The sequence below is a fragment of the Symbiobacterium turbinis genome (genome assembly GCF_055383075.1).
Genome location: NZ_AP042433.1, coordinates 2,867,816 through 2,894,287 on the forward strand (window position 1 = coordinate 2,867,816; position 26,472 = coordinate 2,894,287).

The 26,472-nt window shown below is 66.3% G+C and carries 24 protein-coding genes and 2 tRNA genes; 2 read left to right on the forward strand and 24 right to left on the reverse strand.

Going from position 1 to position 26,472, the window contains the following annotated elements:
- Positions 1-9: 9 nt before the first annotated feature.
- The 6 genes from ACZ45O_RS13805 to ACZ45O_RS13830 form a co-directional block, all read right to left on the reverse strand.
- Positions 10-594 (reverse strand): 4Fe-4S dicluster domain-containing protein, encoded by a 585-nt coding sequence (locus tag ACZ45O_RS13805; protein ID WP_464853773.1) that lies wholly within the window; start codon positions 592-594, stop codon positions 10-12.
- A gap of 24 nt (positions 595-618) precedes the next feature.
- On the reverse strand, positions 619-2,664 hold the full coding sequence (gene fdhF / locus ACZ45O_RS13810; RefSeq protein ID WP_464857771.1) for a formate dehydrogenase subunit alpha: 2,046 nt from the start codon (positions 2,662-2,664) through the stop codon (positions 619-621).
- A gap of 17 nt (positions 2,665-2,681) precedes the next feature.
- Positions 2,682-3,548 (reverse strand): formate/nitrite transporter family protein, encoded by an 867-nt coding sequence (locus ACZ45O_RS13815; protein ID WP_464853775.1) that lies wholly within the window; start codon positions 3,546-3,548, stop codon positions 2,682-2,684.
- A gap of 260 nt (positions 3,549-3,808) precedes the next feature.
- Complete coding sequence (locus ACZ45O_RS13820) at positions 3,809-4,957, reverse strand: aldehyde ferredoxin oxidoreductase N-terminal domain-containing protein (protein ID WP_464853777.1); 1,149 nt, start codon at positions 4,955-4,957, stop codon at positions 3,809-3,811.
- Between the two features lie 138 nt (positions 4,958-5,095).
- A complete protein-coding gene (locus ACZ45O_RS13825) occupies positions 5,096-6,586 on the reverse strand; it encodes a sigma-54-dependent transcriptional regulator (RefSeq protein ID WP_464853779.1) in 1,491 nt (496 codons plus the stop codon).
- 17 nt (positions 6,587-6,603) lie between these two features.
- Entirely contained in the window at positions 6,604-9,261 is a 2,658-nt protein-coding gene (locus ACZ45O_RS13830) for a PAS domain-containing protein (RefSeq protein WP_464853781.1), read from the reverse strand.
- 277 nt (positions 9,262-9,538) lie between these two features.
- Here ACZ45O_RS13830 and ACZ45O_RS13835 point away from each other — a divergent pair, with 277 nt between their 5' ends.
- Both ACZ45O_RS13835 and argS read left to right on the forward strand, forming a co-directional pair.
- A complete protein-coding gene (locus ACZ45O_RS13835; protein WP_464853783.1) occupies positions 9,539-10,156 on the forward strand; it encodes a histidine phosphatase family protein in 618 nt (205 codons plus the stop codon).
- A gap of 399 nt (positions 10,157-10,555) precedes the next feature.
- A complete protein-coding gene (argS, locus tag ACZ45O_RS13840; protein ID WP_464853785.1) occupies positions 10,556-10,762 on the forward strand; it encodes an arginine--tRNA ligase domain-containing protein in 207 nt (68 codons plus the stop codon).
- A 483-nt stretch (positions 10,763-11,245) separates the two neighbouring features.
- Here the strand turns inward: argS and ACZ45O_RS13845 are convergent, their stop codons facing one another.
- The 18 genes from ACZ45O_RS13845 to ACZ45O_RS13930 all read right to left on the reverse strand — a co-directional run bounded on the left by ACZ45O_RS13845 (position 11,246) and on the right by ACZ45O_RS13930 (position 26,434).
- Positions 11,246-12,073, reverse strand: a complete 828-nt coding sequence (locus ACZ45O_RS13845) for an arsenite methyltransferase (RefSeq protein WP_464857773.1) — start codon at positions 12,071-12,073, stop codon at positions 11,246-11,248.
- Between the two features lie 186 nt (positions 12,074-12,259).
- Positions 12,260-13,312, reverse strand: a complete 1,053-nt coding sequence (gene arsB / locus ACZ45O_RS13850) for an ACR3 family arsenite efflux transporter (RefSeq protein ID WP_464853787.1) — start codon at positions 13,310-13,312, stop codon at positions 12,260-12,262.
- Between the two features lie 28 nt (positions 13,313-13,340).
- Positions 13,341-13,793 (reverse strand): ArsA-related P-loop ATPase, encoded by a 453-nt coding sequence (locus tag ACZ45O_RS13855; RefSeq protein WP_464853789.1) that lies wholly within the window; start codon positions 13,791-13,793, stop codon positions 13,341-13,343.
- Positions 13,724-14,146 carry an ArsA-related P-loop ATPase gene (locus ACZ45O_RS13860; RefSeq protein ID WP_464857774.1) on the reverse strand — a complete coding sequence of 141 codons (423 nt, stop codon included), beginning with the start codon at positions 14,144-14,146 and terminating at the stop codon, positions 13,724-13,726. Before ACZ45O_RS13860 ends, ACZ45O_RS13855 begins: the two co-directional genes overlap by 70 nt.
- 71 nt (positions 14,147-14,217) lie before the next feature.
- Positions 14,218-14,937: a metallophosphoesterase family protein gene (locus tag ACZ45O_RS13865; RefSeq protein WP_464853790.1), complete on the reverse strand. Its 720-nt coding sequence runs from the start codon at positions 14,935-14,937 to the stop codon at positions 14,218-14,220.
- 27 nt (positions 14,938-14,964) lie between these two features.
- Positions 14,965-15,282, reverse strand: a complete 318-nt coding sequence (locus tag ACZ45O_RS13870) for an ArsR/SmtB family transcription factor (protein WP_464853792.1) — start codon at positions 15,280-15,282, stop codon at positions 14,965-14,967.
- A gap of 267 nt (positions 15,283-15,549) precedes the next feature.
- Positions 15,550-16,035: a 23S rRNA (pseudouridine(1915)-N(3))-methyltransferase RlmH gene (gene rlmH, locus ACZ45O_RS13875; RefSeq protein ID WP_464853794.1), complete on the reverse strand. Its 486-nt coding sequence runs from the start codon at positions 16,033-16,035 to the stop codon at positions 15,550-15,552.
- A 61-nt stretch (positions 16,036-16,096) separates the two neighbouring features.
- Positions 16,097-17,371 (reverse strand): UDP-N-acetylglucosamine 1-carboxyvinyltransferase, encoded by a 1,275-nt coding sequence (gene murA / locus ACZ45O_RS13880; protein WP_464853796.1) that lies wholly within the window; start codon positions 17,369-17,371, stop codon positions 16,097-16,099.
- Between the two features lie 47 nt (positions 17,372-17,418).
- Positions 17,419-18,276 (reverse strand): two-component system regulatory protein YycI, encoded by an 858-nt coding sequence (gene yycI / locus ACZ45O_RS13885; RefSeq protein ID WP_464853797.1) that lies wholly within the window; start codon positions 18,274-18,276, stop codon positions 17,419-17,421.
- Positions 18,277-18,328: 52 nt separating this feature from the next.
- Complete coding sequence (gene yycH, locus ACZ45O_RS13890) at positions 18,329-19,693, reverse strand: two-component system activity regulator YycH (protein WP_464853799.1); 1,365 nt, start codon at positions 19,691-19,693, stop codon at positions 18,329-18,331.
- Positions 19,690-21,468 carry a two-component system histidine kinase PnpS gene (gene pnpS / locus ACZ45O_RS13895; protein ID WP_464853801.1) on the reverse strand — a complete coding sequence of 593 codons (1,779 nt, stop codon included), beginning with the start codon at positions 21,466-21,468 and terminating at the stop codon, positions 19,690-19,692. Before pnpS ends, yycH begins: the two co-directional genes overlap by 4 nt.
- Positions 21,469-21,485: 17 nt before the next feature.
- Positions 21,486-22,190 carry a response regulator gene (locus ACZ45O_RS13900; RefSeq protein ID WP_464853803.1) on the reverse strand — a complete coding sequence of 235 codons (705 nt, stop codon included), beginning with the start codon at positions 22,188-22,190 and terminating at the stop codon, positions 21,486-21,488.
- 63 nt (positions 22,191-22,253) lie between these two features.
- Positions 22,254-23,114: a peptidase MA family metallohydrolase gene (locus ACZ45O_RS13905; RefSeq protein WP_464853805.1), complete on the reverse strand. Its 861-nt coding sequence runs from the start codon at positions 23,112-23,114 to the stop codon at positions 22,254-22,256.
- A 146-nt stretch (positions 23,115-23,260) separates the two neighbouring features.
- Positions 23,261-23,764: a YpiB family protein gene (locus ACZ45O_RS13910; RefSeq protein WP_464853807.1), complete on the reverse strand. Its 504-nt coding sequence runs from the start codon at positions 23,762-23,764 to the stop codon at positions 23,261-23,263.
- A 215-nt stretch (positions 23,765-23,979) separates the two neighbouring features.
- Entirely contained in the window at positions 23,980-25,290 is a 1,311-nt protein-coding gene (locus ACZ45O_RS13915) for a peptidoglycan DD-metalloendopeptidase family protein (RefSeq protein ID WP_464853808.1), read from the reverse strand.
- A 132-nt stretch (positions 25,291-25,422) separates the two neighbouring features.
- Positions 25,423-26,142: a lytic transglycosylase domain-containing protein gene (locus tag ACZ45O_RS13920; RefSeq protein WP_464853809.1), complete on the reverse strand. Its 720-nt coding sequence runs from the start codon at positions 26,140-26,142 to the stop codon at positions 25,423-25,425.
- Positions 26,143-26,249: 107 nt separating this feature from the next.
- Positions 26,250-26,325 (reverse strand) — tRNA-Thr (locus ACZ45O_RS13925).
- A 35-nt stretch (positions 26,326-26,360) separates the two neighbouring features.
- Positions 26,361-26,434 (reverse strand) — tRNA-Gly (locus tag ACZ45O_RS13930).
- Positions 26,435-26,472: the final 38 nt, after the last annotated feature.

Here is a 26,472-nt window from a genome sequence, read left to right on the forward strand (position 1 = left end):
TGGTCCCTCCTACCCGATGACGTTCTTAACCGATTCGAGCACGGCCAGCGCCGCTTCCAGGTTCCGGGTCCGGCGCAGCTCATCGGGCCGGACGACGCGCAGGGCCTCCTTCGGGCAGTTGGCCACGCAGGCCGGGCCGCCCTCGACCCCGATGCAGCGGTCGCACTTGCTGGCGACGAAGGCATCCTGCAGCACCGGGCCCTCACCGGTCTCCTCCGTCAGCCGCAGCTGCTTGACCCGCTCGCCATTCCTGTAGTACGGCACCATCTCCATGGCGCCGAAGGGGCAGGCCAACATGCAGGTCTTGCAGCCCACGCAGGCCTCCTGATCCACGTAGATGATGCCGTCCCGCTGCGTGATCGCCCCGACCGGGCAGGCGTTCGCGCAGGGGGCATCCTCGCAGTGCCGGCACTGGACCGGCATGGTCACCTCGGCGGTCTTCACCAGGTAGAGCCGGGGGATGATGGGGGTGGTCATCTGGCCAACGGTCTTCACCGGGACGTCGGAGTGGACCACGGCACAGGCAACCTCACAGACCTTGCAGCCGATACACTTATTGGGATCCGCCACCACAAAGGCGTTGAGCGCGCACATCGTCGCAGGCCTCCTCTCGCAAAGTTAGGCACTGACCTTTTCCACCCGCACGGCGCAGACCTTGTACTCCGGGGTCTTGGAGACCGGGTCCAGAGCGCTGTTGGTCAGCAGGTTGCCGGCGGATTCGGTGTAGTGGAAGGTGATGAAGGTGACGCCCTTCGGCACCCGGTCCGTCACCTCGGCTCTGGCCACGACCGAGCCGCGGCGGGTGGTCAACCGGACATGGTCGCCGTGGGCGATGCCCAGGTCGGCGGCGTCCTCTGGGCTGATCTCCACCCACTCCTCCGGCGCCACGCCGTCCAGCCCCCAGCAGTTGCGGGTCATGGTGCCGGTGTGGTAGTGCGCCGTCCGCCGGCCCGTGGTCAGCACCAGCGGGTATTCGTCGTCGGGCAGCTCCGCCGGCGGCCGCCAGTCAACGGCGGAGAACCTGCCGAGCCCCCGGCTGAACTTGCCCACGTGCAGGATCGGCGTGCCCGGGTGCTCCTCGGTGGGGCAGGGCCAGTGGATGCCGCCCAGCTTCTCCAGCCGCTCGTAGGTCATGCCCGCGTAGGAGGGCGCTACGGTGCGGATCTCGTTGAAGATCTCCTCGGGCGAGCTGTAGTCCGCCGGGTAGCCCATGGCCCGGATGAGGTCCCGCAGGATCTGCCAGTCGGGCCGGGCGTTGCCCCGGGGCTCCACGGCCTGGCGGACCCGCTGCACCCTGCGCTCCGTGTTGGAGAAGGTCCCGTCCTTTTCGGCCCACGTCGTGCCCGGGAGCACCACGTCGGCCATGGCGGCGGACTCGGTGAGGAAAATGTCCTGCACCACGAGGAATTCCACCTTCTCCAGGCAGTGGCGCACATGGTTGACGTCGGGGTCGGAGCGCATGGGGTTCTCGCCGAAGACGTAGAGGAACCTGACCTTGCCCTCTTCGATGCCGCGGAGCACGTCGGAGATGGCCATGCCCACCTTGTCGCTCAGCTTGCGGCCCCAGGCCTTCTCGAACTTCTCCCGCACCTTGGGATCGGTCACCGGCTGGTAGGCCGGGTAGACGTTGGGCAGGGCCCCCATGTCGCAGGCCCCCTGCACGTTGTTCTGTCCGCGCAGCGGGTTGACGCCCGCCCTGGGCTTGCCCAGGTTGCCCGTCAGCATCGCCAGGTTGGCGACCGAGAGCACGTTGTCCACGCCCGAGGTGTGCTGCGTGATGCCCATGGTGTAGTAGGTGGCGCCGTTCTCGGCCGTGGCGAAGAGCCGGGCGGCCTGGCGGACCTTCTCCGCCGGCACGCCGGTGATCCCCTCCACCCGCTCAGGGCTGTACTTCAGCACCGTTTCGCGGCAGGCCTCGAAGTTCTCCGTGCGGCTCTTGATAAACGCCTCGTCCGCCAGCCCCTCCGTGAGGATGACGTACATCATGGCGTTGAGCAGCGCCACGTCAGAGCCGGGGTTGTGGCGCAGGTAGACGTCGGCATGCTTGGCCAGCTCGGTCTCGCGGGGGTCGGCGACGATCAGCCGCGCCCCCCGCCGATGGGCCTCCAACATCCGGATGCCGATGATCGGATGGCACTCCGTGGTGTTGGTGCCGATGGCGAAGATGGCGTCGTTCGGACCCATCTGCTGCAGTTCGTTGATGGTATTGGTCATCGCGCCGGAGCCAAACGCAGTGCCCAGACCGGACACAGTCGGCGCGTGTCAGAGACGGGCGCAGTGGTCGATGTTGTTGGTGCCGACCACTGCGCGCATCAGCTTCTGCATCAGGTAGTTCTCTTCGTTGGTGCAGCGTGCAGAGCTGAATGCAGCCAGGGCATCGGGGCCGTGCTGCTCGATCGTCTCCTTCATCTTGGAGGCGACGAGGTCAATGGCCTCATCCCACGAGGCCTCCACCAGCTCGCCGTTCTTGCGGATGAGCGGGTTGGTGAGCCGCTTCTTGTTGTCCACGAAGTCGAAGCCGAAGTGGCCCTTCAGGCAGAGGATGCCCTGGTTGACAGAATTGGCGTCGTTGGGGGTGACGCTCACGATCCGATCGTCTTCAACGTTGAGGTAGAAGGTGCAGCCCGTACCGCAGTAGGGGCAGGTTGTCAGGACTTGTTTCACATGCTTTCCTCCTATGCCTAGTCACCCCCGGCGTGTGCCCAGGAGTTGGCGGGCACGACGGCCGGAGCCTTCCGGACGTAGACGAACCAGTAGAGGCTGGCAACGAAGGTGGCCGCGCCGACGAAGTTGCCGAGCGCCGAGGGAATCCAGTTGTGGGTGATAATGTTGGCCCAGGTGACGGTGTCAGCCATGGCCCCGGGGCCCGCAGCCTCAACGACGGCGGGAACCTGCTTGGCGAACCAGCCGGCGGGCAGGTAGTAGAAGTTGGCCACGCTGTTTTCAAAGCCGCTCATCACGAAGACCATAACCCCGATGTAGAGCGAGGCGATCTTCGAGATCACGTCCTTCGCGGCGAACGACATCCAGACGCCCGCGCAGATCATCCAATTGCAGAGGATGCCGCGGACGAAGACCTGGCTCCAGGGCAGGTTGACCTTCGTCACCGCAGTGGCCAGCGCTTCCGCGCCGAGTTTGGCATCGTTGAACAGGAAGAGCCCGCTCTGAGCCATCAGCCAGGCCACCAGCACGGCGCCGGCGACGTTGGAGAACAGAACCACCAGCAGGGTGCTCAGCATCTCCTGGAAGGAGATGCGCCTGTCGATGAAAGGCAGCCACATGAGCGCATTTCCGGTGAAGAGTTCTCCGCCGCAGATGATGGTGAAGATGACGCCCACCGAGAAGATGGAACCCTTCACGAACTGCTGCAGGCCGGCGCCCAGGGCGGTGAGGTCGTGCGACGCCATTGTCGCCGCCTCCGCGCCGAAGCCAGTGAAGGCGCCTCCCAGGAATCCCAGGATGATCAGGTTGGCCAGGGTGTTCCTCGTCCGGTTTGCATTTGCCTCAGTGACAGCCAGTGCGACTTCCTTCGGCGTTGCAAATGCCACGCTTGCTTCCTCCTCTTCACTGCCGAATAGTGGGGGCCCCGGGCGGAGAAGAGAAGCAAGAGTCGTGCCATCCTGTTCGTGCGTTCACTAACTTGCCGCCGCAGGGCAGCCTGAGGCCGGCGCCGGCAGGGCGAGCGAGTTCGGCGGTTCAATCCGTGCCGATTTTGCACGTGCATGCAATCGCTGCATCCGGCGACCGTGCATGCAAATTCTGCATGCACGGTGCGATCGTTCAAGGTTTGTCGTTTCTGCACACCCCGCTACCCGGTGGCCCGGATCAGGCGGTTGAAGGCCTGGATGGCGCTTTCCGTGCGCTCTCCCGCCCGGACCAGCTCCTGCTGGGTCAGGCGCCACCCGGTGGCCGTGCGGACCACATCCAGGATGTTCTGCAGGGACAGGGGCCCACTGGGCGCCCCCAGCCACTTGCAGACGCCCAGGACCTCCACGGCCGGCTGCGCTGGTGCGCTGCCCGGTCCGCCCCGGGCTGCCGGTCGCACGGGAGCGGCCGCGGGCGGACAGGACAGCCTGCCCTCTCCGAGAAGCACAATCTGGCGAAGCACCTCCCGGGCCGCGCCCCGGCCCCCGTTCAGACGCCCCTGAAGCAGAGCCGCAACGGCCAGGGCATCAAGGCCGTACTCGTTGCAGAGCCGGTTGGCTTCTTCCACCGCACCGTCGTCCGCCAGCCCCAGCCCGGCGAAGGCCGACCGGGTCTTGCGCCCGGGCACGGCGCGCCTGCAATGCAGCGGGCAGCCATCGCACCCCCGCGGCCCCGCAGGCTCCCCCGCCGTCTCCGGGTCCCGCACGACCACGGCCTTCAGCCGCTTGCCGCCCATCACGGCCCCCAGCCCGGCGCTGCCGGCAGTGTTCCATTCGCCGTGCAGGATGCAGGCGAAGGGCGCCCGGTTCTCGCCCCCCTGACCGATGGAAACGACCTGCACGCGCTGAGTCGACAGTGACCTGCGAAGCGCCCGCTCCGTCTCGGAGGTGGTGAGCCCCCACAGGCAGGCCGCGTCCCGCAGCTTCGCCGTGCCCTGCCCAATCTCCAGGTAAACCGGAGCGGGCGCGCTGCCCTCAATCAGGCAGAGGTCAAAGCCGCTGTGCTTCAGGGCGGCTCCCCACCCCCCGCCCACCCCGGCCTCCCCGTAAAGTCCCGTCAGCGGGGAGAGGCCCGCCACCACGACGCGGGAGAAGCCCGGCAGCGGCAGCCCTGCGCAAACGCCCGCGGCAAAGGCCAGCTTGTTGGCGGGACCCTGCGGATCCGCCTGCGGGTCCAGCTCAGGCAGCAGGTACGCCGCCGCCAATCCCCTGGGGCCGATGGCCCGACGCGCGGTGAACGGATCCAGCGGCTCCGTCCGCACCCGGCCCGTCGTCAGGTCCACGCGCAGCAGCCGCCCACAGAATCCTCCCATGCCGATCCTCCCCTTTGCAGGCATCCCGGACCACCGCCAGGTGGCCGCCTGGCTTATTAAGCAAGAAGCATACCAGCCGGAGACGCCCGCCCTGAAGAGGAACAGATGAGCCAGCGCTGCGGCTCATCCGCGGAACGGCTATGATGGGTTTTCCATGCGCTCCAGGCGGTTGTACAGCGTCCGGAGCGAGATGCCCAGGGCCCTGGCCGCCTGGGTCTTGTTTCCCCCGTACTCCTGAAGTGCAGCCCTGATGAGCTGCTCCGTGTGGTACTCCAGATTGAAGCGCTCCGGCCCGGACGCGGGATCGGCCTCCTCTTCCCCAGCGGGTGGCGATGCGGCCTGCGCCTGATCGGGAGCCGGCTCCGGCGCCCGGGGCGCCGCCCCGCTCTCCTGGGCGATGTGCCGCAGGTGCTCGGGTTTCAGCTCCTCGTCGTCGAACATGAAGGAGACCCACTCCATCAGGTTGCGGAGCTCCCGGCAGTTCCCCGGCCAGTGGTAGGTGAGGAGCAGGTGCGCCGCCCCCTCGCTGATCCGGGCGAACCGGCGCCCCCGGGAGCGGGAGAAGTCCTGCAGGTACATCATCGCCATGGGCAGGATGTCCTCCGGCCGCTCCCGGAGCGGGGGAATCACAATGCGGCCGACGTTGAGCCGGAAGTACAGGTCCTTGCGGAAAAGGCCCTCCTCCACGCGCTGTTCAAGGTCGACGTTGGTGGCCGCGATAATGCGCACGTCGGTCTGGACCTTCTTCAGCCCGCCCACCCGGTAGAAGCTCTTCTCCTCCAGCACCCGCAGCAGTTTGGCCTGCAGTTCGACGGGGATCTCGCCGATCTCGTCCAGAAAAAGCGTGCCGCCTTTGGCCGCATCCAGCTTCCCCTTCTGCCCCCTGGTCGTCGCGCCGGTGAAGGCGCCCGCCTCGTAGCCGAACAGCTCGCTCTCGAACAGCGTGGGCGTGAGGGCCGCGCAGTTGATGTCCACGAAGGGACCGGCGTTCTCCAGGTCGCCGTAGTGAATGATGTTGGCGATCACCTCCTTGCCCACGCCGGTCTCGCCCTGGATCAGCACGGGCAGCGAGCGGTCCGTGTGGTACCGCCGGGCCTGCTCCACCACGCGGCGCGAGGCGGGCGAGTACGCGCAGAATTTCGTGATGCCGGCCTGCTCCGCGACCAGCTCCCGCAGGTGTTTGAGCTGGTACCGCACGTCGGCTGTGGCTTCCTGAACCCGCTCATTGAAGTGCTCCGTCAGCATCCGGTTCTCCCGCAGGAGCGCCTGGTGCTCCTCCACACGCTGAAGCACCGCGTGCAGTTCCTGAATGTTGATCGGCTTCGTCAGATAGTCGAACGCGCCGGCCCGTAGCGCGGCGATGGCCAGGGCCACGTCCACATCGCCCGTGTAGAGCACCACGTCGGCCGCGGGCTCCAGGTCCAGTTCCCGGACGGCGCTGACCAGGTCGATTCCCGTCATGCCGCCCATGCGTATGTCTGAGAGGACCAGCTCGAACTGGCCCTCCTGATAGCGCTGCAGCGCCTCCTCACCGGAACCGCATTCGATGACGGTATGGCCATGCAGCTCCAGGAAGCGCGCGAGGTAGGACCGGCCCTCGCCGTCGTCATCCACAAGCAAGATGCGCATGCCCTCACGCTCCCTCCTCAGGACGGTTTGGCAATCGGGAAAGACACCCTCACGACCGCTCCGCCCTCGGGGCCGTCGTCCAGTTCCAGGCGGCCGTTGCTCGCGGTCACAATCGACTCCACAATGGCCAGCCCCATCCCCATCGAGTTCCCGGACTTGGTCGTGAAGAACGGCTCAAAGATGCGCGCCCGCACGCCGGGGTCAAAGCCCGGGCCATTGTCCGCGACCTCCAGGTAGACCCGGCGGTCCGCCCAGGTGCGCACCACGATCTGCTTGTCGGGGCTCCTCGCGTCGTCCAGCGCCTGCATGGCGTTGTTCAGGAGGTTGATCAGCACCTCTTCGAGCGAGACGAAGGAGCCGTAGACCGGGGGAAGCTCCTCAGCCAGCGCCTTGCGCAGACGAATCCGGTGCGCCTGAATCCGCCGTTCCATCAGGATCAGCGAGGCCTCAACCACCTGGTTCAGGTCGCAGTACTCGTACTGCCGGTGCTGGTTGTTCTTCAGCACCGAGCGCAGCTGGTTGACGATCGCGTCGATGCGGTCGACCTGGCGCGAGATGTTGGTGAGGCATTCCGTCATCCCCTCAAGCGGCGGGGTTCCCTTCCGTTCGCAGAGGCAGAGCCCGGTCTCGGCCAGAATCCGGATGGCATTGAGGGGCTGGTTGATTTCGTGGGCGATGCCCCCGCCGATGATGGCCAGAGTCGTCAAGCGGGAGGCCCGGTTGGTCGCCTCGCGCGCCTCAGCAACGCGAATCTCGGCCTCCTTCTGCGCCGTGATATCGCGCCCCACCGACTGGACCTCCACCAGGTTCCCCGCCTCGTCAAAGATCCCCCGGTTGACATACTGAATCCACCCGATCTCGCCGCCCGGGCGCAGGATGCGGGGCTCCGTGATCACGCTGGGGTTGTCGGGGCAGATCGTCGCCATGCGCTGCAGGACCATCTCCCGGTCCTCCGGGTAGACCAGGTCGATGTAGTTCTGGCCCAGGAGCTCGGCCTCAGACTTGCCGTAGAAGCGGCAGAACGCCGGGTTGACGAACGTGAGCCTGCCGTCGGGCGTAAAGCGGCGGATCAGGTCGGTCTGGTCCTCGACCACGGCACGGTAGCGCGCCTCGCTCGCCCGCAGCTGCTGCTCCATCCGCCGCTGCTCCGTGATGTCGCGCCCCACGGACTGAAACTCCACCAGGTTCCCCGCCTCGTCGAAGATCGCCCGGTTGATCCAGTGCTGCCACCGCTCCTCGCCGTCAGGCCCGATGCAGCGGCGTTCCGCCACGCCCACGGGCTCGTCCGGGGTGAGCGAGAAGAGCGAACGCCGGATCTCCTCGTGGTCCTCCGGCGGGAAAAGCGTCAGGAAGTTCCGGCCGATCAGTTCTTCCTCCGAACGGCCGAAGTACCGGCAGAAGGCCGGGTTCACGAAGGTGAGCGCACCGTCCGGCCGGAAGCGGCGGATCAGGTCGATCTGATCCTCCACAATGGCCCGGTAGCGCGCCTCGCTCGCCCGCAGCTGCTGCTCGACCCGCCGCTGCTCCGTGATATCGCGCCCCACCGACTGGAACTCCACCAGGTTGCCCGCCTCGTCGAAGATCGCCCGGTTGATCCAGTGCTGCCACCGCTCCTCGCCGTCGGGCCCAATATAGCGGCGCTCCGCCACCCCCACCGGTTCGTCAGGGGTGAGCGAGAAGAGCGAGCGTCGGATCTCTTCGTGGTCCGCCAGCGGAAAGAGTGTGAGGAAGCTCTGGCCGAGCAGTTCTTCTTGTGTGCTGCCGAAATAGCGGCAGAAGGCCGGGTTGACGAACGTGAGCCTGCCATCAGGCGTGAAGCGGCGGATGAGCTCCATCTGGTCCTCCACCACGGCGCGATAGCGCGCCTCGCTCGCCCGCAGCTGCTGCTCGACCCGCCGCTGCTCCGTGATATCGCGCCCCACCGACTGGAACTCCACCAGGTTGCCCGCCTCGTCGAAGATCGCCCGGTTGATCCAGTGCTGCCACCGCTCCTCGCCGTCGGGCCCAATATAGCGGCGCTCTGCCACGCTCACGGGCTCGTCGGGGGTGAGCGAGAAGAGCGAACGCCGCACCGCGTCGTGATCCTCCGGCGGGACAAGCTCGAGGAAGCTCCTGCCCAGGAGCTCGTCCGGCGAACGGCCGAAGTACCGGCAGAAGGCCGGGTTGACGAACGTGAGCCTGCCATCAGGCGTGAAGCGGCGGATGAGCTCCATCTGGTCCTCCACGACGGCGCGGTAGCAGGCTTCCTGGTCGCAGTGCGGGCGCGCACGCTCCCGGACGATCAGCTGGATCAGCCCGTCCCTGCAGCGGTGCATGGTGACGAGGACGCACAGCGGAGCGCCATCCTTTCGGATGGCGCTCGTGTGCACGGCCCGCCGCTCTCCCCCGGCCAGCAGGGCCCGGCCGGCTTCCAGGAGGTCATCGACTGCGCGCCCGACCAGGGCCTCCACGGTATACCCGAAGAGCCTGCCTGCGCTGGGGTTGCAGTAGCGTATCACACCGTTCTCGTGAGTAAGCAACATCGCATCCGAAACGTGGTCCAGCAAGTCCTCAAACCAAAAAATGGCGGGCCTTTCGCCGCCTCGTTTCATGCTCAACTTACTCACCCTTTCATTACAATGATATCTTACCGTCCCTCCCCGCCGATTCCCATAGCCAGTGAGTCGTGCCTCCATCCCAGCCTTTGGTGACCACCGGCCGTACCCGTAGAACCAGCCGCCCCCTTCCGCATGCTCCGCATCCGGTAGGGCGGCGACCCGATCCGTGAGCTAGACCCTATCCTCCCAACGGGCAACTCGCCCGCCCGGGTTTTCGGGCCGGCAACCCAGCAGTGCCACAGTCCCTGGCGGGATGGAATGGGGATGAACCGCCCCCTGCGCGACAGGCAGGACCGGATGTTCACTCTCCCGTATTCTCCAGATGGGAACACCAGGGAAAGGGAGAGCGGGAGACATGGAGTTGCTCGTCATACGCCACGGACAATCGGAGGCCGACCTGACCGGCCGGCACGAAGGGCGTGCCGACTTCCCCCTGACGGACCTCGGCCGGGCGCAGGCGGGCCGGGTGGCCGACTGGGTGGCGCGGCACGCCGTACCCGACGTCATCTGGTCAAGCCCCCTGCTGCGGGCGGCCGAGACGGCCCGGACCATCGCCGCGCGAACCGGCGCGCCGCTCGTCTTCAAAGACGGCCTGATGGAGATGGACAACGGCGTGCTGGCCGGACTGCCCCGGGATGAGGCCAGGAAGAAGTACCCGCCACCCCCGGGCGGGCGGCGGTACCACGAGCGGATTCCCGGCGGGGAGTCGGAGTTGGAGTTCCGCGCCCGGGTGGAAGCGGTCTTCGCTGAACTGGTGCACACGGTGGATCCGGATCAGCGGGTGGCGATCGTGGCTCACGGCGGCACCATCACCATGCTCTTCCGCGCTTTCCTCGGGCTGCCCCTGCAGAGCAACGTCTGGCTGAGCACCGGCGATACGGGAGTGCACCTCTGGCGCATCACGCCTCAGCAGCGCGTGGTGCTGTTGGCCAACTCCACCGCGCACCTGGAGGAGAGGGCGGACAATTCTTGACAGGCCCCTGGGACGCGATGGGTCCGTCCAGTACAGCGGGCAGAGTGGCTCCCTTTCTCGGGGGCGCAATGAGAGTGGTACCGCGGGATCGGCCCGTCTCTCCGGGCATGACGGAGAGACGGGCGTTTCTGTTCTGGAGGGATGGTAAATGCAGGTGTTCCACCTGCAGGTGGCGGCAGCCTTGGCTGGGCCACCTATCCTGCGATACGGAATGGGTCGTCGCGCACCTGGCGTAGGCTCCGGCTTCGAAGATGGGCGACATCGCCTTCCCTTGCTACCCCGTGCCGAGGAGCATGCGCCGGTCGCCGGCCGCCATCGCGGCAGACCTGGCCGTGTCGCCCCGCACAGCTGGGCTGCGCCGGCTCATCGCCGACGGGCAGTGGCCGGGGGGGGGGGACGGTGGTCATCGACTTCTCATCACCGAATATCGCCAAACCCATGCACCTGGGCCTCCTGCGCTCCACAGTCATCGGAAACAGCCTGATCAGGATCTACCAGCACCAGGGCTGGCGCGCCGTGGGCATCAACCATCTTAGCGACTGGGGAACGCAGTTCGGTAAGCTGATGGTGGCCTGCTTTCGTTGGGGCGATCACCGCGCGGGGTAAAGCGGGATTTCTCGCTGGAGGCAGTTCTCGGCAGCCTCCTGGCCGAAACCGGGAGACCCACGCAACGGCAATCTCCCCCACATGCCGCCGTGCCGTGGATGAACTGCGGCGAATTTCGACTTCGCCTGCGCGCTAAGTGGAAATCCGCCGCACTTCTTGCCCTCCCGAAGCCTAACGTGTCAGTGTCCCGTCCCAGGGCTGCGTCGCCGGGGCATGGGGCCCGATGGGTTGCCGGCTCCACGCAACGACTACTTATGGTACTTCTCACCGTATCACTCGGGAAGGTAACAGCCGGCATATCCGATTCATCCTCTGACCAACAGCTCATCACTACATGCTAGGAACAGGGAAACAAGCAGTTTGCGACCGTGCGGGTCTCGGGATCAGGACCGGCAAGTCACGTCGGGCGATGCCAACACCCGATAGAGACACGAAACGGCAGGGATGCACACTACCGCGTGCGCCCTGCCGCTGCATGTTGTCCTACCCCAACGGCTTCCTGGCCTCGATCGAGGCAGAGAACACCTGATTCTCCAGGCCTTCAGATGCGCCCCAGGCCTGAAGCAACTGCTGGCTGTCCTGCGGTCGGATAACGATATCGACGAAACCTGCGTCGGCGAGCATCGCTTCCAGTTCATCAATCGTCGCCGCCCCGGCCACGCACCCTGCGTAGAGCGCCATGTCAGCTCTCACCTCAGGCGGAAGCGGCGCGCGACTCACCATGTCAGAAACGGCGATCCGCCCCCCGGGGCGCAGAACCCGGAATGCCTCCTTGAACACCTGCTCCTTCTCGGGCGATAGGTTGATCACGCAGTTCGAGATGATGACATCGACACTCTGGTCTGCCACAGGGAGGTGCTCAATCTCGCCGAGGCGGAACTCCACATTCGTGTACCCACCCGCCCGGGCGTTCTCACGGGCTCGCCTCAGCATCTCAGGGGTCATGTCGACACCAATCACCTTCCCGCCTTCCCCGACCTGGCGGGCGGCGAGGAAGCAATCGAACCCCGCCCCTGATCCCAGGTCGAGAACAGTCTCACCTGGCTTCAGGTTCGCGATGGCCTGCGGGTTTCCGCATCCCAGACCGAGGTTCGCTCCGGCAGGTACCGCAGAGAGTTCGTCGTCCGAGTACCCAATGACCCTCCCCAGGTCATTCACTCCGGCCGCGGAGCCACAGCATCCACCTGCGATCGGGAGTTCTTCGGTCTGCGGTTGAGAACCACAGCATCCTCCCATCTCGCCGTTGGCCGTATTTCGAGCACGTTCAGCATAGCGTTCCCTCACCGCATCACGCAGCGTGTGTGCGTCCATCTCCCCCATGCACCTCCATTTCGTCTCGGGCAACCCTTCAACCCCCGCGCTCGGCTTCACAGTGCAAAGCCTCCCCTAGACATGCCCCCACTCACAGGGGTCACCCATGACAGCAAGTGCTCGGCGGCAGCCGCTGTCACTGCCTGACACGTTGCGCGGCCACCGTCTGATGGCAGACGATCAGGCTTACGCCACCATCTCCGGCCAGTACCGGTGCTTGAGGGCGTACGCCACCTTCACCAGGCCGATCATCACCGGCACCTCAATCAGCGGACCCACCACGGCGGCGAAGGCCGCGCCGGAGTCGATGCCGAAAACAGCGACCGCCACGGCGATGGCCAACTCAAAGTTGTTGCCGGAAGCAGTAAAGGCGAGCGTGGTCGTCTTCGCATAGTTGGTGCCCATCCTCTGGCTCAACCAGAAGCTGATCAGAAACATCACCACGAAGTAGATGATCAACGGAATGGCAATACGGAGTACGTCCATGGGGATCTGAACGATCAGGTTCCCCTTCTGGCTGAACATGACCACGATGGTGAACAGCAAAGCGGTGAGGGTGACTGGGCTGATCTTCGGGATGAACTGCGTCTCATACCACCGCTTGCCCTTGACCCGCACGAGCCCGAGCCGGGTGAGGAAGCCGGCCGCGAAGGGAATGCCCAGGTAGATGGCCACGCTCTCCGCAATCTGGCCGATGGAGATGTTCACCGTCGAGCCAGCCAACCCGAAGAGCGGCGGGAGAACGGTGATGAAGATCCAGGCATACAAACTGTAAAATATCACCTGGAAGATACTGTTGAAGGCGACCAGCCCGGCGGCGTACTGTGCATCGCCCCTGGCCAGGTCGTTCCAGACGATGACCATAGCGATGCAGCGAGCGAGACCGATCATGACCACGCCGGCCATGTACTCCGGGTAGTTGTGCAGAAAGATGATGGCCAGCAGGAACATCAGGCTCGGACCCACGATCCAGTTCTGGAAGAGTGAGAGGCCAAGCACTTTCCAGTCCCGGAATACGTCGGGGAGCTCCTCGTACCGCACCTTCGCGAGCGGCGGGTACATCATGAGAATCAGACCAATGGCGAGCGGGATGTTTGTTGTGCCCACCTGAAAGCGGTTGATGAACCCCTCCACGCCGGGCACGAAGTAGCCAAGGCCCACCCCGAACGCCATGGCCAGGAATATCCAGAGGGTCAGAAAGCGGTCCAGGACTGAGAGGCGCGGGCTTGGTGCCGACATGTTCTGTCCCTCCTCGGTCTCACGCAAATCAGGCACGGAGCAGCGCAGCCAACCGCTCAGGGCCGACCGGCACCTCCGTGAGCCATGGGATCAGTGCCGTCCGTTCCGATAGGTCCTCCGCCACGCGGCGGACGAAGGGCAGCTGCGCCGCGGCACGATGCTGCAACTGCGCATCCCGGGTGCCGCTGGCCAGGAGGCTCTGATTGACCACCCACCCGAACGGCTCAATGCCAGCCCTGCGCAGGTCGGCCTGAAGCCGTTCAGCCTCGGCCACCGGTGTCGCCTCCGCGTGCGTGACCAACAGAATCTTGGTGAAGTTCGGGTCTCGTAGACGGGGCAGCAGGCGGCGCACAGGCTCCGGCGTATGCCCGGCGCTGCGCCGGATCTCCCGGTCATAGGACTCGGCCGCCTCTAGCAGGAGGACCGTGTGCCCGGTGGGGGCGGTGTCCAGAATGACGAACTGCTCGTCCCCGCCGTCCACGCTCTCCGCAAACGCACGGAAGCCTCCGAGAGTGCGGCTCGCTCCGGTCGGCTCACGAGCGCCAGCGTGGACTTCACTGGGTCGGCCAAAGACTGTGCGGTGGCAGCGTAAATCTCCCGCTCCGCCTCCAGCCCGGCCAGCGGCCCCAGGCAGGATGCCCCGTGGGTACTGGTGGCGATGAAGCCAGACCAGGCCTGGGGGAGCGAGAGCAAGCGCAGGGTGTGACCCGTGGGGGCCGTGTCGAAGATCACGTGGTCATAACCCTCGGTCGCACTCGGATCGCCGATGAGCTTGGCAAACTCGTCGAAGGCGGCGATCTCGGTGGTGCACGCCCCAGAGAGTTGCTCCTCCATAGAGGCAACCGCCACTTCGGGCAGGACCCCCCGGTAGGGGCCAACCACACGCCTTTTGTGTGGGACGCTTTCTAGCCCCGGCCCGTCCGGAGCATCGCCGCGAACTCATGCGGTAGGTCGGTCGCCTCAATGGCCCGGACTGCGGCCTCGTAGTCGTACGGGACCTCGACGATCTCGCTGGTGACGTCATTCGCACTGATGTCAAGGATCACGTACGTGGCGTTGGGATTCCCATGCTTCGGCTTGCCGGCACTCCCCGCGTTGATGACGTGGCTGGCTCCCACGCGCCGGTGGTACGGCTTGTGCGTATGGCAGCAAATCAGCACATGGGCGCCAGTCGCTGCCAGATGGCCGGCGAGAACCTGCTCAGGCACGTCTTCAAACAGATACTCGGTCAACGAAGCCGGGCTGCCGTGGACGAGTACCACCTCGCGTCCCTCGATCGTACGGTGCAACCGGTAGGGAAGGTTGCGCAGAAACGCCTTGTGCGCTTCGCTGGTGTGCTCCTTCGTCCAGGCGACGGACCGTAGTCCCCGGTTCATGGCGTCTTCGTCCGCGTAGTCGCAGCCGCAGGCCATGCGAAAGTAACCGATCGCGTTATCGTAATTGCCCATGATGGTGGGAATCCCCCGCTGCCGAATGGCCTCGATCACATCCCCAGGGTTCGCTCCGTAACCGACCAGGTCTCCCCCACACCAGACCAGATCGACCCCATGCGCTTCGATATCTGCGAGCACAGCTGTCAGGCCCTGGATGTTTCCGTGAACATCCGAAAACACCGCCAGCCTCACAGGCGATCTCCTCCCCCTTGCCGATCGTCAGCAGCAACCTTCGGACTTGATCCCGGCCAGTTCTGGAATGGTGTCAAGGTCCGCATCCAGAAACGCCTTGAACGCCTCCAACCCTTCCAGGAGTCGAGAGCGATTGGCCTGGTAGTGAACCCACATCCCTGCTCGGCGTTCCTTGACCAGCCCGGCCGCCTTCAGCTTGGCGATGTGCTGCGAGACCGCCGGTTGGCTGATTCCGAGAATCGGCTGCAGCTCACATACGCATCGCTCCTGGTCCCAGATCAGCTTCAGGAGTTTGAGGCGTGTCGTATCTGCGAGCGCCTTCATGAGGATCACGTGTTCTTCCATAGGACCCCCTCCCTACGCTATAAGCATATGGTTATGAGCTTGGCCGCGTCAATACGCGTCTTGCACAAGAGCGCCTCCGATCCCAGTAGGCAATCGGCGCCGTATCCTGTGGCCGTGTACACGGCGCCGATCTTGGAGAGGGGCGTGGTTCGGCGGCAATCGTTCCTATCGTCGTAACGAACGAGCGGGGCGTCGCCCAGGTTTTCCCCGGCCTTCGACCCGCTCAACGATGATCAAGCCACCTATGTTGTTTGCGAGATTCAGCAACTACTTGTGGTACTTCTCCCCCCGATTAATCTTGAACCCCCGATAAATCTGCTCCAGCAGGATCAGCGGCACCATCTGATGCAGAAACGTCATGCGCCCCAGCGAAAGCGTCGTATCCGCCCGGGCGAGCACCGCCTGGTCCAGCCCCAGCGAACCGCCGATGACGAAGGCCAGGTTGGAGTCCCCGCGCAGGGCCCGCTCCGCCAGGAAGGCCGCCAGCTCCTCAGACGACATGTTCCGGCCGCGGCCGTCCAGCACCACCACGTGCTCCTGGCCGCCCTGGTCGAGGGCGCGCAGGATCCGCTCGCCCTCCCGCTGCATCACCTGCGCCTCCTGCGCCGGCGATGCGCCGTCCGGAATCGGCTCGTCCGGCAGGGTCACCATCTCCACCCGGGCATAGGGGCGCAGCCGCTTCAGATACTCCTGCACCCCGTCCTGCAGGTACCGCTCCTTCACCTTGCCCACCGTCACCAGCCGAATCCGCAACGCGATACCCCCTCACACATACGTAAAGGCGGTGCCCCGGGGCACCGCCTTTAGTCTTCCGCTAAACTACCGCCGCCCCCTGCCGCTGCACCTTCGCATCGGCGCCCAGGGCCAGCAGCTTCTGCTCCAGCTTCTCATACCCGCGCTGCACGTGCTCCATCCCGTAGATCGTCGTCTCGCCCTCGGCGGCCAGCCCGGCGATCACCAGGGCCGCGCCGGCCCGGATGTCGGTCGCCTCCACCGGCGCACCGTAGAGCCGTTCCACGCCCTTCACGATGGCCGTGCGCCCCTCCACCCGGATCTCGGCGCCCATGCGCACCAGCTCCGGCACGAAGCGGAACCGGTCCTCGTACAGCGTCTCCGTGACATAGCTCGTCCCCTCGGCCAGCGAAAGCATCGCCGTCATCTGGCTCTGGGCGTCCGTCGGGAAGCCGGGGTACGGCAGGGTCTTCACATTGATCGCCTTCGGCCGGCCCCTGCCGATCACCCGCACGGCATCGCCGAGCTCGTGGATCTCCACCCCCGCCTCCCGGAGCTTGGCGATGATCGGCGTGATGTGGGTGGGAATCACATTCTGCAGCGTCACGTCCCCCTGCGTCATCGCCGCGGCCATCATCCAGGTGCCCGCCTCGATGTCGTCAGGGATGACCGTGTGGGTCGCGCCCACCAGCCGCTCCACGCCCCTGACCCGGATCGTGTCCGTCCCCGCGCCGGTCACCTTGCCGCCGCAGGCGTTGATGAAGTTCGCCACCGCCACCACGTGCGGTTCCCGGGCGCAGTTCTGGATGACGGTGGTGCCCTCCGCGAGCGAGGCCGCCAGCATCACCTGGATGGTCGCGCCGACGCTGATGATGTCCAGGTAGACGCTGGTCCCGCGCAGCCGCCTGGCCCGCGCCCGGATGATCCCCCGGTCCACCCAGACCTCCGCGCCCAGGGCCGTAAGCCCCTTGATGTGCTGGTCCACCGGGCGGTGGCCGATGTTGTCCCCGCCGGGCATGGGCACGCTGGCCTCGCCGTAGCGGGCGAGCATGACCCCGAGCAGGTAGTAGGATGCGCGAATCGACGACGCCAGGTGGTAGTCCGGCTCGCCGGGCCTGACCCCGTCGGTGTGTACAGTAAGATTGCCGTTCACAGGGTCCCAGTCCACCCGGGCGCCCAGCCCCGTGAGCAGATTCCGGTACACCTTCACGTCGTGAATCTGCGGCACGTTCTCCAGCCGGCTCGTCCCGTCGGCGAGCAGTGTTGCGGCAATCAACGGCAGCGTGGCGTTCTTCCGCCCACCAACCCGAATCGTCCCTTGAAGGGGGCGGCCGCCGCGAATCGTCAATGTCGTCAAAGCCTTTCCTCCTTGCCGGTCTGGCCATACTTCCCGGGGCACCCGAGTTATGACTCTAGTTCACCATTGAATGCATTTACATAATAGACCTGACCATTGTCCAGCGTGATGCGCCACACCGGAACCGTATCCCAGGCGCTGATCTCCTCTGCTTCCGGCACCGTCACCGAGGGGCCCGAGTAGTAGCCCAGCCTCACGTCCACGATGGTGCGGACGTGCTCGCCGCCCGCCTGCAGATGGCCGGCCAGCCGCAGCAGGGCCTCCGCCGCGGGGCGGACCGCTTTCGCGGCGCCATCCTTGAACCCCACCGGCTCCACCCAGTGCTGCACCACCCGCTCTATCCCCTGCGCCGAGAGGTAGACGCGCAGGTAGCCCGAGAAGACCGGCAGCCCCTCGAAGGCGGGCACGAACTCCACCATCGCCCCGTCTTCCCGCAGGAAGATGCCCGAGAGCTGCACCTCGGCGGGGAGAAGGCCGTGCTCCCGCAGGAAGTCCTCGGCCGCCTCGCGGAGCGCGACGCGGTCAGACAGGTCCACCGGCGTCTGCTCATCCCGGTTAACCGGCACCAGCACCGTTTCGCGCGTTCCCGCATCGTACCGGGCGCGCAGTCCGGCGCCGTCAGCCGCTCCCTCAGAGACTTCGCCGGACGACCCCGATTTGGTGGGGTCTTGCCGAAATTCCACACGTAAGAAACGCATGGGGGCTGGCGTGGTGGGCACGGTGACGCCGCTGGGCAGGAGGAGCCCCCGCTCATCCAGGCGTGCCCGCAGCTGGACCAGCTGAGACCGGGCGGTGGGCTCGCTGGGATCCATCTCGCCTTTCGGACCCCAGAGCGAGTACGCCAGGATCAGGTTGACCACGGCGAAAGCCGCCAGCAGGATGGCGCGCGCCCGCGTCCAGTCCAATGCCCCACCTCCTAAACGAAACAGGCGCAGAAAAGGTTACGGCTAGTCCGCGTTATTGAACGACCTTCGGCGGCAGCGGGTACTCCCTGGCCACGGCGTTCACGTACACTTCGGTCTGGCCCGCCTGAATGACCCATGTCGGTTCGGCCGTCCACGGCTCTCCGGCGTCGGCCGGCGGCTTCAGAAGGTACGTCAGGTACATCGCCCGGATGGGCTCCGTCCTCAGGGCCGGCGCCGCCGGGAGCGCATGGGCCAGCGCGGCCTCGGGCGGCATGAGGGGAAGCGGGTCGCCATCGAACGTGACATTCGCCACCGTGGGCGTGCGTTCGAAGTAGATGACCCGGTCTGTCGCAGAGACGTGCACCTGCATCACGCCGGGCAACGACTGAACCGGATACCTGGCTCCGGTATGAACTTCGAAGGCAAGCTGCCCAAAGCCTGCATCCCGTACGTAGCGATGCAGTACCACATCCTGGGGCCAGCCGCCCCGCGAGCCGACCCAGTTGCCCGCCGCCTCCAGGGCCCGCTCCAGGGTCGGCGCCGCGGTCTCGGCGGATGCCTCCGCCGTCCGGTACTGCAGCAGGCCCGATCCGGTGAGCCGGAGCAGCCGCCTGCCATCGGTCAGGCTTCGGGCGTCGTGCTCGTCGATCTGCCGGACGACGGAGAGGTCCGGGAAGTAGCGGACCTCCTCCTCCCTGAGGTCGGGCATCGAGGTGACGACCGCGGCTGCGGGCAGCTCAGCGACGTCCGGCACCACCAGCCCGGGCGAGACCGTCACGCCCAGCCCGTCCAGGACCAGCTCCCGGTACTGCCCGAAGAGGGCCGGATCCAAATGCTCGATATGGCCGGCCAGCGCCGACCGCTGCGCCTCCGGCAGGTCGGCCAGGAAGAGGTGGAAGCCGGGCGGCCCGGAGAGGTAGACGGCGGCGTGCTCGCCCAGCGTCACGATCACCCGGTCCACCAGAATCGACCCGTTGCGCAGAAACGGGGTCTCCCATTGCAGCAGATCGGCCCACTGGCTGACGAGCAGCGCGGTGGGCAGGTGCAGCTCCAGCGCGGGGGCCGCCTCCTCCCCCCAGGGCACCTGGTCGATGAGCGCCGCACCGCCCCGGACGTCCAGGCCGGTGAGGGCCTTGCGAATCCGCTGCCACGAGGTGCTGTAGGTGGATGAGCCCGCGTGCAGTTCCGCCCGGCTTCCCTCCGCATTCAGCACCACCACCCGCTCGGGCCGGAAGATCTCCGGCATCTCGCGCATGATGGGGACGGGCTGAAGCTGCAGGCTGGGCTCGGTGGTGTCCGGGCCGCTGAAGAGCGGTTCCGGATACCATATGCGCACCGAGAGCAGCAGGCTGGTGAGCACCAGAAGCACGAGCAGCAGGTCCAGAAGCGCCTCGCGCGCCCGGAACGTGAGCTTCATGCGCCGCTCACCTCCCGGGCTCCGGCAGCGGGCAGCGTGAAGGTGACCGTCGTGCCCCGGTCCACCTCTGATTCGATGGAAATGCTGCCGCCCGAGAGCTCGACGATCTGCTTGGCGATGGAGAGGCCGAGCCCGGTGCCGCCCATCGAGCGGGACCGGGCCTTGTCGACCCGGTAGAAGCGCTCGAAGATGCGGGGCAGGTCCTCAGCTGGAATGCCGATGCCCGTGTCCTGAATGGCCACCTGCACCTCGTCGCCGGCGGGCGCCACGGAGATCTGGATGCGCCCGCCATTCGGCGTGAACTCGATCGCGTTGGCCAGCAGGTTGATCACCACCTGCTGAATCTTGTCGTAGTCGCACAGGGCGGCGGGCGTTTCGGGATCCACCTCGCAGGCGACGGCGAGCCGCTTCCGCTCCGCCTGCACGCGGAGCCGGCCCGCGGCCTCGGCCACCAGTTCGCCCACATCCTGGGGCGCGATGGTCCAGCGGCTGGTCCCCTCGTCCATGTGGGTCAGGCGCAGGAGGTCGCGCACCAGCCGGGTCATCCGTTCTGTCTCGCCGTCCACCACCCGCAGGAAGCGGTCCCGCACCTCCGGGTCCTCCGCCGCGCCGTCCAGCAGGGTCTCAACGTAGCTCTTCACCGTCGTCAGCGGCGTCTTCAGCTCGTGCGAAACGTTCGCCACGAACTCCCGGCGCAGGCTCTCCAGCTTCTCCAGCTCCGTGATGTCGTGGAACACGATGACCGTGCCGGCGGGCTGGCGGCCGTCGCTCTTCAGCGGCGTGATGTACGCCTGCAGCACCCGGTCCTTCAGGCGGATCTGCCGAGTGAGCGCGCTGCTCTGATCCCAGGCCTCCGACAGGGCCTCCTCCAGCCCCGAGTCCTCCGCCAGCTCCCCGGGGCGGCGGCCGATGGCCTGCAGTTCCGCCACCTGAAACATCCGCTGCGCCGCCGGGTTGAGCCGGATGATGCGCCCGCTGGCATTCAGGGCCATGAGGCCGTCGGCCATGTGGGTCAGGATGGCCTCGGCCTGGCTCTTCTCGTCCTGAATCTCGCTCATGGTCTCCTTCAGCTGCCGGCTCATCCGGTTGAACATCTCGGCCAGCTGGCCGATCTCGTCGCTCGACCTCACCTGAATCTGCTGGTCGAAGTTGCCGCCGGCGATCTGCGCGGCGGTGCGGGTGAGCTCCCGAATCGGCCCGGTGATGGTGCGGGCCAGGGCAAAGCCCAGCACCACGGTCGAGGCCATGGCCACCAGCGTCGCGACCAGCAGGATGTCCCGCAGGTCCCGGAGCCGGGCGTAGGCCTCCTCAAGGGAGTCCTTCAGGTAGATCACCCCGATGACGTTGTCCGCCACGGTGATCGGCACCGCCTCGTAGGCCATCCGCTGCGCGCCTTCCATGCCCGTTCTCCGGTTGATGTTGCCGAAGAACGCGGGCGAGACGTCGTCGTGGTTGAACTTCAGGCCCAGCAGCTCGTCCCGGTTGGGCAGGCGCGCCGTCGCGCCGATGACGACGCCGTTGGCGTCCAGCACCAGCACCTCGCCCGGCCAGCGTTCCATATACTGGTCAACCGCCTCAGGGTCGAGGCGGTCGTTGCGGATGAAGTTGGAGAGCTGTCCGGCCAGAAGCTGCGCGCTCTGGTGCAGGTCGTCCTGGACCTTGCCGATGTAGCTGCGCTCCAGCTCCCGCAGAAGGTAGAGGCTCGCCAACTCCATCGCGACCACGATCAGGAGCAGGTAGACGACCACCAGCTTCCCCTGAATGCTGCGGAACACGCTCTGCACCCTTTCCGTTAATCAAACCGCTGGAAGTAGTAGCCCACCCCGCGCCGCGTCTTGATGTACTCGGGCCGCGCCGTGTTCTCCTCCAGCTTCTCCCGGAGCCGCCGCACCGTCACGTCCACGGTGCGCACGTCGCCGTAATAGTCGTAGCCCCAGACCTCCTCCAGCAGCGACTCGCGCGAGAAGACCTGGCCGGCGTGGGCCATCAGAAAGCGGAGGAGTTCGAACTCGCGGGGGGTCAGCTCCAGCGGCTGGTCGCCCTTGCGCACCTCGTAGCTCGTCAGGTTGATGGTGATGTCGCCCTCGCGCAGAATCTCGTCGTTCACGGCCCGGGGCCGGCCGGCCTCGGCCACCCGGGCGCGCCGCAGGATCGCCCGCACGCGGGCGATCAGCTCACGGGGGCTGAAGGGCTTCGTCACGTAATCATCGGCCCCGAGTTCCAGCCCGAGGACCTTGTCCACCTCGTCCTCCTTCGCCGTCAGCATCAGGATCGGCACCGTGGAGAAGCGGCGGATCTCCTTGCATACCGAGAAGCCGTCCAGCTTCGGCAGCATGATGTCGAGAATGACGAGGTCAAAGTGGGAAGCGCGGGCCTTGGCGACGGCCTCCTCGCCATCGAAGGCCATCTCCACCTCGAAGCCCTCGCGCTCAAAGCTGAACTTCAGAATCTCGGCGATCGGGCGCTCGTCGTCCACGACCAGGATGCGATCGGCCATAACGTCCTCTCCTTATCTCTCTTCCAGCAGGCCTTTTCGATCCGTGAGCCGCCCGTTCCTTCCCTAAGCCGCATGCCGCCGGGCCCAGTCCGCCCAATCCGCGTAGATCGCCTGCATGGAGCGCCCCAGGGCCGTTTCAACCGCCCGGTCAAACGGCGCCCCTTCGCCCAGGCGCGCGATGACCTCGGTCACCCCGTCCTCGCCGTACGTTTCAGCCATGTAGGCTACCAGAGAGTAGCTCTGTCGGTAGGCCAGGGGCTGGTTGGGCAGGGCGTCGAAGCGCTCCGTCAGCTCAGACAGGGCGTAGAGCGGCTGATCCAGCGATGCGCCCGCCTCCAGCCACAGATAGCCCGTCGCCATCTCCTCGACGTACTGGGCCAGCCCCTCGGTGAACCAGCGGGGGTAGTTGCCGTCGGTCCACTCGTCCAGCACGTAGTGGGTCAGCTCGTGGGCAATAGGGTTGCTGCGCCGGAACCGATCGGCCAGCTCATCGGCGTCGCGGGCCGCGATCCACACCTTCGGCGAGAGCAGCCCCACCGTCCCCCGCCAATAGACCCCGACTGCGCTCTGACCGCTCTCCCAGCCGTAGGCCGCACGCAGCTCGGTGCGGTCAGGGTACAGGATCAGGGGCACGCGGCCCACGGGCCGGTACCCCACGTGGCTGACCACCAGGTCGTAAACCGACTCCGCATGCGCGAGAATGAGCGGCGCCAGGTCGCCGTCGCCCGGTCGGTGGTACAGGACGAACCGCGCCGACCCCGCCTCCTGGTAGCCGGAGAGGCCAGCCAGGATGCGCACCCGCCCCTGCTGGCGGTAATAGCGATAGGCGGCTGCCCGCGCCTCGGGCCAGCCCAGCAGCGAGCAGAGGAGGAAGGCCCCGGCCGCCAGGGCGGTGAGCAGCCGCTGCGCGCGCTTTCTGTTCATCGCTATAAACTCCTAAAACGATAAGATAGTACATTAACATAGTCTAGTATAATTCACGGCCGGGCCTGCAGCCATCCGCAGACTTTGGCAGACAAGCAAACCGGGGCCGGTCCAGGCGGACGGCCCCGCGATGTCGGTATATGACTTCAGTTCAACCGGCGCAGCTCAGCTGAGAGCTGCTCAAACAGGCGCCGGTCTCCCCGGTCAAGGGCGTCGTCGATCTGCCGGAGCAGCTCCTGCCGCCGCGTCACCCGCTCCAGGTCTTCATTGAACACCTCGTCGTGCCAGCGGGCCAGCAGGTCGAGGAACTCCTGCCGCTCCTCGCTCCACTGCGGCGGAGCGGTGGAAAGGCAGAGGGCGATGCGCTCCGGCAGGGACTTCATCAGCTCCACCACCGCCTGCGAGGTCTTGGTGTAGACCTTGTCCCCCCGGCGGAACAGAAACGGCCACGTTCCCGAGCCCTTGGCCGAAACCAGGATGGCGCACTCGGCGCCCGTCAGGTCAGACACCAGGTCAGTGCGACGGAGGATCTCCTCCTTCGACAGCATGAACTGCAGAAATCCGCGAGCCTCCGAGAGCTTCGGCTGGTACTGCTCGAGGAAAGCCTTGATCTGATCAGCCTTACTCTTCGTCCCCCTGGGCCTTTCCATACCGCACCCTCCCTGGAGATGGACTCGAGACGGGGCTGCCTGTGGTCAATGACTTTCCTGAATGATTCGACCAACCCCACCCCGTCTCCTTCTGGCGGGATGCGCCTGGCTGCGCGAGATTTCCCTTTCCTGCTCTATCCTCTCCCCACGGCTGGCAGCACATGCAAGGCGACCGCCGGCAGACTCGCCGGCGGCCGGAAGGCGGCCTGTCCTCCTTACGGATAGTAGTTCAGCGGGTTGACCGGGCTGCCGTCGATGCGGATCTCGAAATGCAGGTGCGGCCCGGTGGAATACCCGGTGTTCCCCACGTAGCCGATCACGTCGCCCTTGCCCACCGTCTGACCGACCGACACGTTGTAGTCGGACAGGTGGGCGTACCACGTCACCATCTTCCCGCCGCCGTGGTCGATCTCCACCATCTTGCCGTAGTTGCCGTTCCAGCCCACGTAGGTGACCATCCCGCTGTCGGCCGCAACCACCGGCGCGCCCGTGGGCGCGGCGATGTCGATGCCGTTATGCCACGAGCCCCAGCGCGGGCCGTAATACGAGGTGATCTCGCCGACCAGCGGCAGGACCAGCGAGCCGCTGCCCAGGTCGGGCACCTGCTTGATGCCCACCCTGCGCACCTGCTTCTTCGGCTCCTCGGTGACCCGGCTGGCCAGCACCTCGGTGCTGACCACCACGCCCTCCTGCCGGCGCTCGCGGACGGTCTTCTCACGGGTCCCCCAGCTCCCGGGCGTTACCACGAACGACTCCCAGGGCCAGAGGCTGTCGTCCTCGATCCGCTCCTCCACAAACGGAATGCCCTCGTACACCACCCGCTGCGAAACCGACTGGGGGTGTACGTAGGGCTCCTTGTACGTGATGGTCAGCTCCTGGCCGATCTGCAGCCACTCGATGTCCACGCCCGGATTGGCCCTGGCCAGCTGGTCCGTGGTCAGGCCGTACTCCAGGGCAATATCCCAGGCGGTGTCGCCCGATTCGACCGTATACGTGGCCACCTTGTCGGTGCCCAGGAGCAGGACGTTGACGGCCTCCTCCACCGTCTTGATGCTCTCCGCCTCCACCTCGCCCGCCTCCCAGGTGACGACCTCGGCGAAGGAGAGGTCCTCTATGACGGTGGCGTCGCTCAGGTACGATTCCCGGTAAGACGCGAGGATGGTGTCGACGACCTCCTGGGCCGCCGCGGCGTCCGCGACAGCCACCACCGGCTCGCCGTCAACGGCGATCACGGTGGCCTCCTTCATGACCGGGGTCATCTGCCCCGCAGTGGGTTCCCCCTGGGGCTCACGGAGCGTCCGAGGCCCCTGCGCCTGGCGCGAGGCAATGTCCGTCCGCTCCCGGTCGGCGCCGTCCGCACTGACCAGCGGGCTGAGCGCATCAGTGGCCGAATCTGTTCCCGACTCCTGCTCATCCGCCGCCACTTCCGGCCGTGAGCTTTGCAGGTTTCGCCAGCCGAGGTCGGCTGCAAGTCCGAGACTGATTACCGCTGCGAGCACCACCAGCAACAGAGGGCGGCGTGGCAAGGCGGGTCCACCTCCTTAGTGTCACAGGGTATATAGTTTCGCCTAGTATACTCTGTTTCCTGCCAGGAGTCTGGAGATTGCGGAACCACTGCCTGACTCTCTTTCTATGATCTGTAAGGCCGTCCCATTCCCTCATTCGGCCCCGTACACCCGCATCACCCTGCCCACGTACGGGTGCGCCGCGCCCAGGTGCGCGTGGCGGGGCCCGCCGTTGTAGGCGGCCAGGGCCTTCTCCCACGAGCCGTACTCCTGGTGGAGCACGTGCAGGTACCAGATGCCCATGTGCAGGTTGGTCCACGGGTCGAACAGGTCGTACTCCGACCAGCCCAGGCGCCCGGCGATCCACTGCGCGGTGCCGGGCAGGATCTGCATCAGCCCGGTGTCGTTGTGGCTTCCCACCGTACGCGGGTTCCACCGGCTCTCCACGTGGCCCACCGCGGCCACCAGCCGCGGATCGACGCCGTACTGGGCGGAGAGGTCGAGCACCATCTGCCGGAACTCGGGCGGCACCAGGTCTGCGATGCGCGCGAGCTCCCGCCGCCGCTCGGCGTCCGCCTGCCGGACCAGCAGTTGCTGGGCCGCCGTCAGCTCGGCTGCAGCCTCCGCGGAATCACGGGCGAGCACGGATGCGCTGCGCCTGGCCGCCTGCGCCCGCCGCTCCGCGACCACCAGGTCGTGCTCCGGTATCGTGGGCTCAACGGGCGCCAGGTGGCGCACCTGCGGCACGTCTGCAGCTTCCAGCCGGCCCTGCAGCCCGTGCAGCGTGAAGACGAGCAGAAACACGAGAAGCGCCATCAGGTCTCGGCGCAGGCTGCGCGCCCGGAGCCTCCTGCGAGCCCGTTCGTTTTTCACGAATTACCACCTCAGGAATACTTTACCAGCCCTGCCGTGCGAAAGTTGTCGAAGCCTGTCGCCGGGCGCGAAAAAGCCCGAGGCCTCTGGGACCTCGGGGGGCCGTCTGGAGCCGATGAGGGGACTCGAACCCCTGACCTGCTGATTACGAATCAGCTGCTCTACCGGCTGAGCTACATCGGCATCGAAAACGGAGACGGCTGCCGTCTCCGCCTGCCTGGAGCGGGTGATGGGAATCGAACCCACGCTTTCAGCTTGGGAAGCTGACGTTCTACCATTGAACTACACCCGCGGCTGCTCGACAACGTCTATTATAGCGGCGGCAAACCC